At 73.2% G+C, this 13,197-nt stretch carries 11 protein-coding genes; 5 read left to right on the plus strand and 6 right to left on the minus strand.

Annotation, left to right across the window (positions count from 1 at the left end; all coding sequences use genetic code 11):
• Together ruvB and H288_RS0128820 are read right to left on the minus strand one after the other, a co-directional pair.
• Positions 1 to 623, minus strand: a 623-nt coding sequence (gene ruvB, locus H288_RS0128815; RefSeq protein WP_020096047.1) for a Holliday junction branch migration DNA helicase RuvB, incomplete at its 3' end; no start/stop codon positions are given.
• Positions 624 to 878 carry a hypothetical protein gene (locus H288_RS0128820; RefSeq protein ID WP_020096048.1) on the minus strand — a complete coding sequence of 85 codons (255 nt, stop codon included), beginning with the start codon at positions 876 to 878 and terminating at the stop codon, positions 624 to 626.
• Between the two features lie 226 nt (positions 879 to 1,104).
• Between H288_RS0128820 and H288_RS0128825 the strand changes: the two genes are divergently transcribed.
• From H288_RS0128825 to H288_RS0128845, 5 genes are all read left to right on the plus strand, one after another.
• Complete coding sequence (locus tag H288_RS0128825) at positions 1,105 to 2,205, plus strand: L-dopachrome tautomerase-related protein (protein ID WP_020096049.1); 1,101 nt, start codon at positions 1,105 to 1,107, stop codon at positions 2,203 to 2,205.
• A gap of 164 nt (positions 2,206 to 2,369) precedes the next feature.
• Entirely contained in the window at positions 2,370 to 2,726 is a 357-nt protein-coding gene (locus tag H288_RS0128830) for a hypothetical protein (RefSeq protein ID WP_026605381.1), read from the plus strand.
• Positions 2,727 to 2,961: 235 nt separating this feature from the next.
• Entirely contained in the window at positions 2,962 to 5,544 is a 2,583-nt protein-coding gene (locus tag H288_RS0128835) for a PAS domain-containing protein (protein ID WP_020096051.1), read from the plus strand.
• 227 nt (positions 5,545 to 5,771) lie between these two features.
• Entirely contained in the window at positions 5,772 to 6,332 is a 561-nt protein-coding gene (locus tag H288_RS0128840) for a PAS domain-containing protein (protein ID WP_020096052.1), read from the plus strand.
• Positions 6,313 to 9,789 carry a CheR family methyltransferase gene (locus H288_RS0128845; protein WP_020096053.1) on the plus strand — a complete coding sequence of 1,159 codons (3,477 nt, stop codon included), beginning with the start codon at positions 6,313 to 6,315 and terminating at the stop codon, positions 9,787 to 9,789. The genes H288_RS0128840 and H288_RS0128845 overlap by 20 nt, the downstream gene beginning before the upstream one ends.
• A 203-nt stretch (positions 9,790 to 9,992) precedes the next feature.
• Here the strand turns inward: H288_RS0128845 and H288_RS0128850 are convergent, their stop codons facing one another.
• The 4 genes from H288_RS0128850 to H288_RS0128865 form a co-directional block, all read right to left on the minus strand.
• A complete protein-coding gene (locus tag H288_RS0128850) occupies positions 9,993 to 10,409 on the minus strand; it encodes a DUF1236 domain-containing protein (RefSeq protein ID WP_020096054.1) in 417 nt (138 codons plus the stop codon).
• 44 nt (positions 10,410 to 10,453) lie between these two features.
• Positions 10,454 to 10,684, minus strand: coding sequence for a hypothetical protein (locus H288_RS0128855; RefSeq protein WP_020096055.1), 231 nt, complete (start codon positions 10,682 to 10,684; stop codon positions 10,454 to 10,456).
• A gap of 166 nt (positions 10,685 to 10,850) precedes the next feature.
• On the minus strand, positions 10,851 to 12,263 hold the full coding sequence (locus H288_RS0128860; protein WP_020096056.1) for an amidase: 1,413 nt from the start codon (positions 12,261 to 12,263) through the stop codon (positions 10,851 to 10,853).
• Positions 12,244 to 13,176 (minus strand): DUF1028 domain-containing protein, encoded by a 933-nt coding sequence (locus H288_RS0128865; protein WP_020096057.1) that lies wholly within the window; start codon positions 13,174 to 13,176, stop codon positions 12,244 to 12,246. The genes H288_RS0128860 and H288_RS0128865 overlap by 20 nt, the downstream gene beginning before the upstream one ends.
• Positions 13,177 to 13,197 lie beyond the last annotated feature (21 nt).

Below are 13,197 nucleotides of genomic sequence, written 5' to 3' on the forward strand. Positions count from 1 at the left end.
CCCTCCGCCGACATGCCCAGGCCCAGCACCCGCGCGCCGCGCGCCACGATCTGCTCCAGCTCGTCGATCTCGTAGAACTCCAGGCGGATCGGGATGCCGAACCGGTCGCGCAGCGGCGTCGTCAGCAGCCCCGCCCGCGTCGTGGCGCCGACCAGCGTGAACTTCGGCAGCTCGATCTTGACCGAGCGCGCCGCCGGGCCCTCGCCGATGATCAGGTCGAGCTGGTAATCCTCCATGGCCGGGTAGAGGATCTCCTCGACCGCCGGGTTGAGCCGGTGGATCTCGTCGATGAACAGGACGTCGCGCTCCTCCAGGTTGGTGAGCTGGGCGGCCAGATCCCCGGCCTTGGCGATCACCGGCCCGGAGGTCGAGCGGAAGTTCACGCCGAGCTCGCGCGCCACGATCTGAGCCAGCGTGGTCTTGCCCAGGCCCGGCGGCCCGACGAACAGCACGTGGTCGAGCGCCTGCCCGGTCTTCCTCGCCGCCTCGATGAACACCTGCATGTTCGCCCGCGCCGCGCGCTGACCGATGAACTCGGACAGGCTCAGGGGGCGGATCGTCTGATCCGGCTCCGCGGCCGCCGCACCGGACCCCTGCGCGACCGTCCTGATCGGCGTCGCCATTCAGGCCGCCCTGGCGCGACCCGACGCCTTCTCGAAGGGCTGCACGAAGGGCTGCACCAGAACCCGCCGGCCCGAGAGGTCGTGCACGCTCACCCGCCACTCGGCCCAGTCGGTGCGGTTGGCCAGCGAGCGCCGCACGTCGGAGGCGACCTTGCGGGCGCGGTCGACGAGGCGCGCCGTCGCGCGGACCTCGGTGCCGCGGGCGTCGAACACGCATTCGAGGCCGTTGGTGCAGTGGAACCGGTACTTGGCCATCCCTCGCTCCTCCTCGGCCGCCCCGCGCGGCGCTCACCCTGTGTTCACTATATGTTCTGTTCTCGGCCGGATCCAGCCCCGGCGAAGCGTCGCAGGCGTCCCCGGAACGGACCCGCGCCAGACCCGCGCCGGACTCACGACTGCGGCCGATGGGACCGGACCGGAACACCGCGCGCCCCGCGGGCTTACCGGGCGAGACGCCTCACCGCCGGACCGGGAACCCACCATGCGCGCCACGCTCCTCGCCCTCCTGCTGGCCGCCGGCCTCGGCGCGCCCGGCCGCGCCGCCGAGGCGCCGGCCGGGTCCGACGCCCTGAAGCCGATGGTGGAGTCGAACGACCTCGTCTTCAACGGCATCACCCGGTCCGCGGACGGCCGGCTGTTCTCGCCGTTCCAGCGGCAGAGCCAGGACAAGGGGATCGAGCTCGGCGAGTGGCGGGACGGCAAGGCGGTCCCGTACCCCGACGCGGCCTGGAACGCCTGGAAGACGGGTGACGACCCGGCCAAGGCCTTCGTGGCGGTCAACGCCATCCGGATCGGGCCGGACGGGGATCTCTGGGTGGTCGACAAGGGCGCGCCCGGCATGGGCGCTGCGCCGCTGCCGGGCGGCCCGAAGCTCGTGCAGATCGACCTCGCCACGAACGCCGTGCGCAGGGTCTACCCGCTGCAGGCGGCGACCACCGAGAAGAGCTTCATCGACGATTTCCGGTTCAACGGCGGCCACATCTACCTGACGGATGCCGGCCAGCCCGGTCTGATCGTCCTCGACCGCGAGACCGGCGGCCTCCGGCGGGTGCTCGACGGACACTGGTCGACGATCGCGCAGCGCCCGCTGACCGGCCAGGGCCGCGTGCTCCGGGACGACAAGGACAAGCTGCTCTTCATCCACGCCGACCAGCTGGAAGTCTCGCCGGACGGCAAGACCTTCTACTACCAAGCGTGCACCGGGCCGCTCTACAGCATCGAGACCCGGTACCTCGACGACGCGGCCGTGAGCGACGACGAGCGCGCCCGGCACGTGAAGCTCCACGCCGCCACGGTGGCGACGGGCGGCACCGCCATCGACGCGGGCGGCACCATCTACGCGAGCGACACGGACGGCCTGCGGATCCTCAAGATCGCGCCGGACGGGACGATGAGCACGCTGGTGCAGGACCCGCGGCTCGTCTGGGTCGACGCGATGTGGATCGACGAGCAGGGCGGCCTGTGGATCCCGGCGGCGCAGATGAACCGCACACCGGCGATGAGCGGCGGCGCGGCCTCGACGGTCAAGTTCCCGACGACGATCTACCGGATGCAGATCGACGCCGAGCCGCTGCGCAACTGAGGATGGATCGGCCCGGTCCCAGGGGCGGCCTCGCGTCGGGCGGGCGGCGGCTGACGCCGAACCCGGAACCCGGGTTACAAGTTGGATCGAGGCGGGTGCCGGGCCCGGGACCCTGTACCGGGATCCGGCACCGAGGCCCGGCACGAGGAGAGGATGGACCGACCATGCGCAGGATGCAGTCGTCGCGGTGGGCCGGCGCCTTCCTGGCTGCCGGCCTGGTCGTCGCGTTCGCCCCGCCGGCGCGGGCCGACGCCGCCCTGGTCCTGCGGGAGACCCGGCTGCACACGCCGCCGGACTCGCACGAGCCGCAGCGGGCGATGGTCAACCTGCGCAACACCGGCCCGGACCTCGCGACGAACGTGACCGTGCTGTGCACCTTCACGGGGGCCGGCGGGACGGTGCTCGACACGCAGCAGGCCTCGGTGCCGGAGGTCGTGAGCCTCGCCGACGTGCAGGCCGAGACGATCTACTACGGCTGGCCCCGCGCGAGCAGCGCCACCTGCCGCCTCGCCGAGCCGTAGCCGGCGGCCCCCGTCGCCCGCCGGGCCGGCCGACGCAGCCTTAGCGGTTTCCGCGCGTTATGGTCCGGTCCCGTGGCGTCCCAGGTCCGTTTCCGGCAGAAGGCGCCCACGCCCCGCCCCTCTGTCGCAGCGCCAGCCCCGTGCCCGTATCCCCCGCCCTCCCGATTTTGGCGATCCGCCCCGACCGCCCCGCGCGGCTGGCGGGGGAGTCCATCGCGACGCACGGGCGCTGAGCGTGGACGAGACGGGGACCGAGGCGCTCCTGCGGCGCGCCCGCGCGCTGGAGGCGGAGGCCGCCGGACTCCGGGCGCGGGCGGCCGCCACCGGCGCTGAGGCGGACGCCCCGACGCTCCCGCAGCCCCCCGCCGACCTGTCCGGGGCCGGCCTCGCCCTCCGGGAGGCCGAGGCGCGCCTGCTGCGGGCGCAGGAGGCGGGCGGGATCGGCCTGTTCACCGTGGGGGTCGCGGACGGGCTCCTGCACCCGACCCCGCAATTCTGCCGGCTCTACGGCCTGCCGGAGCGCGACACCTACCCGGCCGAGCTGGTCGAGGCGCTGATCCTGCCGGAGGACCGGGCCCTCGTCTCGACGGCGGCGAGCCGGCGCCGCGGCGACCCCCCGCGGGACGTCGCCTACCGGATCCGGCGGCCGGATACCGGCGAGATTCGCTGGATCGCCCGGCAGGGGGAGATCGAGCGCGACGCCGCGGGGCGGCCGGTGCGGTTCTCCGGGGTGGCGCGCGACATCACCGAGCAGCGCGAGGCCCGCGACGCCCTGCGCGCCGGCGAGGAGCGCTACCGGACGCTGTTCGAGGCCATCGACGACGGCTTCTGCATCATCGAGTTCTTCGACGGCTCGCACGGCCCGCTGAGCGACTACGTCCACGTCGAGGCCAATCCCGGCTACGAGCGCCACACCGGCATCGCCGGCATCGTCGGGCGGACGCTGCGCGACCTCGTGTCGGCCGAGGACGCGGAGGCCTGGCTCGAGCTCTACGGCGGCGTGCTCCGCACCGGTGTCCCGATCCGGTTCGAGCGCTTCTTCGCCCAGGCCGACCGCTTCATCGACGTCTCGGCCGCCCGGATCGGGCCGGCGAGCCGGCGCCAGGTCTCGGTGCTGTTCCGGGACATCACCGCGCGCCGGCAGGCGGAGGACGCCCTGCGCGCCAGCGAGGCGCTCGCCCGGACCAACATCGAGCGCGTGCAGCTCGCCCTCGCGGCCGGCGCCATCATCGGCACGTGGCACTGGGACCTGCCGAGCGACCGGTTCACGGTCGACGAGGGCTTCGCCCGCAGCTTCGGCCTCGACCCGGCGCTGGGCCGGGACGGCATCCCGCTCGCCCGGATCGTCGCGACCGTGCATCCGGACGACCAGCCCGGGCTGGCCGCGGCCATCAACGCGGCCGTCGCCCGGGGCGGCGCCTACGCGCACCAGTACCGGGTCCGCCGGGCGGACGGGCGCTACTACTGGCTGGAGGCCAACGGCCGCGTCGACCACGCGCCCGACGGCACGCCCCTGAGCTTCCCCGGGGTCCTGATCGACGTGGACGAGCGCCGCGCCGTCGAGGCCGAGCGGGACCGCGTCGCCGCGGCGCTGCGCAGCCTCAACGAGACCCTGGAGCAGCGGGTCGCCGAGCGGACGGCCGAGCTGATGCGCGCCGAGGAGGCCCTCCGCCAGTCGCAGAAGATGGAGGCGGTCGGCCAGCTCACCGGCGGGCTCGCCCACGACTTCAACAACATGCTGGCCGGCATCGTCGGCTCGCTGGAATTGATGCAGACCCGGATGCTGCAGGGCCGGGTCGGCGACCTCGACCGCTACATCGGCGCGGCGCAGGGCGCGGCCAAGCGCGCCGCCGCCCTGACCCACCGCCTGCTGGCCTTCTCCCGCCGCCAGACCCTCGACCCGAAGCCGACGGACGCGAACCGCCTGGTCGAGGGCATGATGGAGCTCGTGCGCCGCACGGTCGGCCCCGCGGTGGCGATCGAGTCGGTCGGGGCCGGCGGCCTGTGGCCGACGCTGGTCGATCCGAGCCAGCTCGAGAACGCGCTGCTCAACCTGTGCATCAACGCCCGGGACGCGATGCCGGCGGGCGGGCGCATCGTCATCGAGACCGCCAACCGCTGGCTCGACCACCGGGCCGCCCAGGAGCGCGAGCTGGAGCCGGGGCAGTACGTGACGCTCTGCGTCTCGGACAACGGCACCGGCATGACCCCCGACGTGGTCGCCAAGGCCTTCGACCCGTTCTTCACCACCAAGCCGATCGGCGAGGGCACCGGCCTCGGCCTGTCGATGATCTACGGCTTCGCCAAGCAGTCCGGCGGGCAGGTCCGGATCTACTCGGAGGTCGGCCAGGGCACGATGGTCTGCCTCTACCTGCCCCGCCATCTCGGCGAGGCGGAGGCCGAGGTGATCCTGCCCGACCTCGCCCACGCGCCCCGCGCCGAGCAGGGCGAGACGGTCCTGGTTGTGGACGACGAGCCGACCGTGCGGATGCTGGTCACCGAGGTGCTGGAGGATCTCGGCTACGCGGCGATCGAGGCGGCGGACGGCGCCTCGGGGCTGAAGGTCCTCCAGTCGGACGTGCGCGTCGACATGCTCATCACCGATGTCGGCCTGCCCGGCGGCATGAACGGCCGCCAGATGGCCGATGCCGGCCGCCAGCACCGGCCCGACCTGAAGGTCCTGTTCATCACCGGCTACGCCGAGAACGCCGCCCTCAACCACGGCCATCTCGGCCCCGGCATGCAGGTGATGACGAAGCCCTTCGCCCTGGAGGCGCTCGCGACCCGCATCCGCGGCATCATCGGCGGCGAGGGCTGAGATCCGGACGGCCCCGGGCGGGCGGTGCCCCCGGGGCACACGGCGTCGCAGGGACGTGCGGAACGGGTTCGCCGGCCCGGGCGTCATTGCCATACCGCGGCGGCGCGCCCATGAGGGCGTCCTCGCGGGCACCATCGCGGGCGTCCTCGGCACGGGGCCCGGCGGGCGGGCGGGCCCGGGAGCGGACCGGCAGGGCCGCGCCGAACGGAGGCGACAGGGAAGCTACCGTGGACACGCAGACCATCCCGGCCGAACTCACGACCTTCTTCGAGAAATCCCACATCGCCCTGGCGCTGGCCGCGGCGGGCGACGACAACGTCCTGCTCCTGGTGAACGAGCGGTTCCACCAGCTCACCGGCTACACGGGCGCGGAGGTCGTCGGGCGCAATTGCCGCCTCCTCCAGCGCGACGCCGACAACCGGGAGGCGCGGGCCAAGATCCACGCCTTCCTGGAGAACGACCGTCAGGACACGGTGCGCACGCCGATCGTGAATTTCCGCAAGGACGGGAAGCCCTTCGTCAACCTGCTGTACATGTCCAAACTGAAGGCGCTCTCGGGCGAGGTGCGCTACCTTTTCGCATCCCAATTCGACGTCAGCCGCTCGCAACCCGAGTTGCTTTCCGCCTACGATGCAGAACTGGGCCGGACCCTGTCCCGGCTGACCCCGACGCTTGCGGAGAGTGGGCTCGTCATCGAGGGCTCGCTGATGACGATCGCCAACACGGTCGCCACGGTCGCGCAGGCCAAGCTCACGCTCGCGGATCTCGATGCACCAGGATTTCCTTAACGCCCCCGGAGGCGAGGCCTCGGAGGTCCTGGACGGCGCCGGCACGGTGACGGCGCCGCCCTTCGCCGGGCCGGTCGTGGGCATCGGCGCCTCGGCGGGCGGGCTCGAGGCCCTGCGGGAGATGCTGGCGCGCGCCCGGCCGCCGACCGGCATGGCCTTCGTCATCGTCCAGCACCTCGACCCCAACCACGAGAGCATGCTGGCGCAGCTCCTCGACCGGCAGACGGAGCTGGAGGTGCTCCAGTGCGAGGGCGGGGAGCGGATCGCGGGCGACAAGGTCTACATCATCCCGCCCGGCCGGGGCCTCGTCATCCAGAACTGCGTCCTCGAACTCACCCACTTCGTCCAGCCGCGGGGCCTGCGCCGGCCGATCGACGACTTCTTCCTGTCGCTCGCGGTCGACCAGCAGGCCAACGCCGCCTGCGTGATCCTGTCGGGCACGGGGGCCGACGGCACGACCGGCCTGCGGGCGATCAAGGAGCACGGCGGCGTCTGCGTGGTGCAGCAGCCCGACACCGCCCGCTACGACGGCATGCCGCTCTCGGCGGTCGGGACCAGCCTCGTCGACTTCGTGCGGCCGCCGGGCGAGATCGTCGACTGCCTCACCACCTTCTTCCGCCGCCGCGGCACCGACGCCGTCGACGCCGAGTCCCGCCTCGTCGCCGACCACATCGACGACCTCTGCCGGGTCATCCGCGCGGCGGTGGGCCACGACTTCGCCGGCTACAAGCGGACCACCCTGGTCCGGCGGGTCGAGCGGCGCATGCACGTCCTCGGGCTCGAGTCCGGCCGGGCCTATCTCGGCCGCGTCCGGGCCGACAAGACCGAGTGCGAGGCGCTGTTCCGCGACCTCCTGATCAACGTCACCCGCTTCTTCCGCGACGCCGAGATGTTCGAGCTCCTCCGGGAGCGCGTGGTGGAGCCCCTGCTGCGCACCCGCGATCCCGAGGAGGACATCCGGGTCTGGATCCCGGGCTGCTCCAGCGGCGAGGAGGCCTACAGCATCGCCATGCTGTTCGCCGACGCCGCCCGCCGCCTCGGCCTGCCGCCGGCGGTCCAGATCTTCGCCACCGACATCGACGAGCGCATGCTCCAGATCGCCCGGGAGGCGACCTACCCGGCCGCCGCGCTCGCCGACATCCCGGCCCATCTGCGGGAGCGCTACGTCGTCCTCCACGCCGAGCGCTTCACCGTCGCGGCCGAGATCCGCGACCTGATCCGCTTCTCCAGCCACAGCCTGGTCAAGGACCCGCCCTTCTCGCGGGTCGACCTCCTGTCCTGCCGCAACCTGCTGATCTACTTCGACGAGCGCCTCCAGCAATCGGTGGTGCCGCTGTTCCACTACGCGGTCCGGCCGGGGGGCTACCTGTTCCTCGGCCCCTCGGAGAGCGTCAGCCGCTTCGAGCACCTGTTCCCGGTCATCGACCAGCACGCCCGCCTGTTCGAGCGGCCGCCGGGCGCGCCGCAATACCCGATCGACCTGCCGGGGAGCGCCCGCCGGGGCGAGGCCCGGCGCGGCGGGCGCGAGGAGCGGCGCGGCGAGCCCTCGATCGCCGACGAGACCGTGGCGGTGCGCCGCGTCATGGAGCGCTACGCCCCGCCCAGCATGGTGCTCAACGAGGACGGCGGCATCATCGCCGCCTACGGGCGCCTGAGCCGCTACTTCGACTTCCCGGTGACCCGGACCGGCGGCACCAGCGCCATCACCCTGGCGCGCCCGGGCCTGCGCGACGTCATCGGCCCGCTGCTCCGCCAGACCCGCGACGCGCGCAAGCGCGTGGTCGTCCGCGACGTGGAGATCCGCTCGGAATACGGCGTCCAGCCGGTGGAGCTGATCTGCGATCCCCTGCCCGACGGCTCGATGCTCCTGGTCCTGCGCGACACCGGCGCCTTCCGGGCGGCGGACAACCTCGACCTGATCGAGATGGATGCCGGCGGCGACCACGTCGAGGCGCTGGAAGAGGAGCTGCTGCGCACCCGCTACAAGCTGCGCTCGGCGGTCGAGGAGCTGGAGACGACGAACGAGGAGCTGAAGAGCTCCAACGAAGAAATGATGTCGATGAACGAGGAGCTCCAGTCGACGAACGAGGAGCTGTCCACGGTCAACGACGAGCTGAAGACCAAGGTCGAGCAGCTCACCATCGCCAATGCCGACCTGCGCAATTTCTTCGAATCCACCGACCTCGCCGTCGTGGTGCTCGACCGCGAGCTGAAGGTGCGCAGCTTCACCACGTCGGCCACCACGATCTTCCCGCTGCAGCCGGGCGATCGCGGCCGCCCCCTCGCCGACGTGTCGAGCCGGCTCGCCGGGCACGAGTACCTGCACGACGCCCAGGAGGTCTGCGCCGGCGGCTCGGTGATCCAGCGGCGCGTCGCCACCCGGGACGGGGAGCGCACGCTCTCGCTGCGGGTGCTGCCCTACCGCCTGCAGAACGGCAGCGTCGACGGCGCCACCCTGGTGCTCACCGACATCACCGAGGCGCTGTCGCTGGAGCGCCAGCTCGCCGCGGAGCGCGAGCGGCTGGAACTGGCCGTGAAGGCCGGGGGCATCGGCGTCTGGGAATACAGCCCGGATGCCGGGACCGTCGTGGTCGACAGCATCGCCGGCACGATGTTCGGCCTCGCTCCCGACACCCCGCACCCCACCGCGTCCCTGGCGGCCAGCGTGCTGCCCGAGGACCGTCCCGGCTTCGAGGCGGCGCTGTCCGAGGCGGCGCACGGGCTAAACGAGTTCGAGGCGCGCATCCGCGTGCGCGCCGCCGACCACGCGCCGCGGCACATCCGCAGTTACGGGCGCCTGACCCGGAGCGGCGACCGGAAGCGGATCGTCGGCGTCTGCATCGACGTGTCGCCCGAATACGCGCTCGCCGAGACCCGCGACCTGATGCTGCGGGAGATGAACCACCGGGTGAAGAACCTGTTCGCGATCATCGGCGGCATGATCTCGGCGGGCGCCCGCACGCACCGGGAGATCGGCGTCTTCGCCACCGACATGCGCGACCGCATCTCGGCCCTCGGGCGGGCGCATTCCCTGGCCGACCCGTCCGACGGCCAGGGCATGAGCGATCTCGCGGGCCTGATCGGCGCGACCCTGCGCCCGTACCGCGACCACGTCCCCACGGTGATCGAGGGCCCCCTCGTGGCGATCAACTGGCGGCACGTGTCGTCGCTGGCGATGATCCTGCACGAGTGGGCGACGAACTCGGTGAAGTACGGCGCGCTCGGGGCCGACGACGGCGCGCTGTCGGTCACCTGGGACCGGCAGGAGGCGGGACTCGTCCTGGACTGGTGCGAGCGGATGGCCCGTGTCCCGGAGCCGAGGCCCGGACGAGGTTTCGGGACGATGCTGGTGGAGATGTCCCTGCGCCAGCTCGAAGCGACCGTGACGCGCAGCCACGACGCCGCCGAGTACCGGATCACGCTGCATCTGCCCGAGGCGGCACTCCTGCGGGGCTGACGCGCGCTCAGGGATATCCGTGCGTCGGCCGTCCTTGCGAGCGCAGCGAAGCAATCAAGTCGGCGCCACGCTTGCCGATGCTGCGCGACCCTGGATTGCTTCGCTGCGCTCGCAAAGACGGCGAGGTCTCCCGATCCTTCACCGCGGGTTCGGGAGGAGTCACGATGCCGGAGGGCGCCGGACGAACCGGCGCCCCGCCCCCCTCAGTCGATGACTTCGACGATGCGGTGGCCGCGATCGACCAGGACGGGCTGGTCGTTCACGATGGTGTAGCGGTAGCCCGGACGCACCCGGTACTCGGTGGGCACGTCGTAGTAGGTGACGCTGTCCTCCGGCAGCACGGTGCCGACCCGGACCGGGCCGCCCCAGCTGTAGGAGCGCGCGCCGCGCTCGCGGACGTAGCTGCGGAACCGCGGGCGGTCGTCGACGCCCAGGATGCCGCCGACCGTGCCGGTCGCCGCGCCGACCGCGCCGCCGACGATGCCGCCGACCGGACCGGCCGCGTCGGCGCCGACCGCCGCACCCTCGGCCGCGCCCCGCAGGGTGCCCTGCGCCTGGGCGGCCGCCGGGAGGGCGAGGAGGCCGGCCGTCGCCAGCGACAGAAGAAGCTTGTTGGTCATGCTGAGATCTCCAGGGTCGTCAGGGCGCGGCTGTCCGCCGAGGATCAGTTGCAGCCTTCCTTGTGGACGGTCTTGGAGTTGCCCATGCCGTCCTCCTTGTGGACGGTCTTCGAACCGCAATCGACGCTGCCGGTGGTGACCTCGCGCTTCTCGACGACGGTGTCGCGGTGGTCGACGACGGCGGGCCCGTCGCGGCGGATGACGGTGGTCTCCTCGGCGCTCGCCGCGCCGCACAGGGCCGCGAACAGGGCGCCCGAGAGAATGATGGTCCGCATGGTTGGCCTCCTGACTTCAATCGAAGCCAGCAACGGCAGCGGCGGAGAAAGGGTTCCACGCGCATTGATCGGTAGATCACGCGGATATTCGCGATGCGGCACGGTATTGGTTGTGTACAATCGACCGCCCCGGTCCCGCTTAGCTGTTCGGGACGGGAGCGACGCCTCAGCCGGCCAGGGGCGGCACCCGGGAGCACCACGCGTGCGCCCGCTCGTACTGGTGGGCGACGCGCAGGATCTCGGCCTCGGCGAAGGGCCGGGCGGCGATCTGGAGGCTGATCGGCAGGCCGCGCCGGTCGAAGCCGCAGGGCAGCGCGATGGCGGGCAGGCCCGCGAGGTTGAACGGGTAGGTCAGGCGCCAGGAGGCCGCCAGCACGCTCTCCGCGCGCCCGCCGAGCGTCACCGCCGACTCGTCCGTCCGCCACGCGGTCAGCGGCGAGGCCGGGCCGACGATCACGTCGGCCTCGGCCAGGACGGCGGCCATCTCGTCCATGATCAGGGCCCGCACCTGCTCGGCCCGCAGGTAGTCCGGCCCGGTCACGAGCCGGCCCATCTCCACGAGGTCGCGGACGTCGGCGGCGAAGCCCGCCACGTGGCCCCGGGCGAGGCTGCGGTCGTGGTAGGCGGTCGAGGAGGCGAGCTCGATGGCGTAGATGGCGCCGAGGCCGTGGCGCAGGGACGGCACCGCGACGTCGCGCACCGCGCAGCCCCGGTCTTCGAGGAAGCGGAGCGCCGCCTCGACGGCGGCGGCGACGTCGTCGTCGATTGCGTCGAAGAAGTGGTTGCGGATCACCGCGACCCGCAGGCCCCGGATCGGCCGGTCGAGCCCGGCCGTGTAGTCGGGGACCGGCGCCGCGCTGGCCGCGGGATCGCCGGCATCCGGGCCGGCGAGCGCCTGCAGCATCAGGGCGGCATCGGCCACCGTCAGGGTCAGCGGCCCGGCATGGTCGAGGGACCAGGAATGCGGCACGATCCCCGACCGGCCGACCCGGCCGTAGGTCGGCTTGAGCCCGACGATCCCGCACAGGGCGGCCGGGATCCGGATCGAGCCGCCCGTGTCCGAGCCGAGCGCGGCCGGGCAGAGGCGGCCCGCGACCGCCGCGCCCGAGCCGCCGCTGGAGCCGCCGGGCACCCGGTCGGGGTCCCAGGGGTTGCGGGTCGGCGGCGTGACCATGCCCCAGGCGAATTCGTGCATCCGCGTCTTGCCGAGGATCACCGCGCCGGCCGCCCGCAGCCGCGCCACGGCGTGGCTGTCGGCCGCCGGGAAGGTCAGGGCCTCCACAGCCGTGCCGGCCCGGGTCGGCATGTCGGCGGTGGTGTAGTTGTCCTTGACGGCGATCGGGATGCCGTGGAGCGGGCCGCGCGGCCCCGTCCGGGCGATCTCGGCATCGGCCGCGCGCGCGGCGTCGAGGGCCGCGGGCGAGAGGTGGACGACGCTGTTCAGGGCGCCGTCGAGGCGCGCGATCCGGTCGAGGCTGGCGCCGACGAGCTCGGCGCTCGACAGCTCCCGCGCCGCGATCCGCCGCGCGAGCTCGGTGATCGGGGCTTGCCAGAGGGCGTCAGTCGCGGCGGTCGTCATGGGGCACCCGGCGGTAGGGGAGCGTCGGATCGAACACGACCGGCGGGTGGATGTCCGCGAGGTCGAGGTCGCGCAGCCGCGCGATCTCGGCGAGCACCGGCGCGAACTGCGCCAGCAGGTGGGCGACCCGCTGGGGCTCCTGGCGCAGGCCGACGACGTCGCGCAGCAGGTCGGGGGCTGCATCCCCGGCGGCGCCCGGCCGCTCGGCGGGAGGCCTGAGCAGCATCGCCACGACGTCGTCCGGCAGGGCGCCGGCCGGGCCGTCCTTCCGGGGCATGCCGGCCACGAACGGCACGAGCTGACGGCGGGCGACCAGGAGAACCCGGCGCAGCTCGGCGACGGGCTCGGCGTGCTCGTCGACCCGCAGGTCGAGGTGCGGGTAATCCTCGCCGGCGACGATCTTGAGCGCCGCCGACTGCTTGCCGCGCCGGTCGCCGCCGGCCGCGTCGCCGGCCTCCAGGCTGCGCATCAGCCGCTCGTCGAGATCCTGGGCGGCGCTCCCCTCGAAGGCCGCCGCCATGGCGTCGACCACGCCCGGCCCGGCGAGCATGTTGCCCTGGACCGCGTAGCCGGGCCCGGTGCGGTGGCCGGCCGCCGGCGTGCATCCGGCGCCGGTCCAGGCGGCGGCCCGCCCCTGCCCGTCGACGAGGCCGAGCTGGCGCAGGTCCGGACGGTCGTCGGTGGCGAGGGCCGCCGCCAGCGCGGCGTCGGGATCCTGCCCGCCGGCCAGCCCGTCGAGGATGCGGGCGGCGAGGTAGGGGTTCACCCAGGACTGGGTGGTGACGGCCCCGATCCCGGCCCTGAGGAACGGGCACAGGCCGCCCACCGCCGGGACGGCGCTCGCCACCGCGACGCCGAGCTGGCCGGTCCGCGGGCAGCGGGCGGCGATCGAGAAGGTGTTGAGTTCTCTCATGCGCTTACGGCTTCCTCCTCC

It is taken from the genome of Methylobacterium sp. 285MFTsu5.1, assembly GCF_000383455.1.
In the GTDB taxonomy this organism is placed as follows: Bacteria; Pseudomonadota; Alphaproteobacteria; order Rhizobiales; family Beijerinckiaceae; genus Methylobacterium.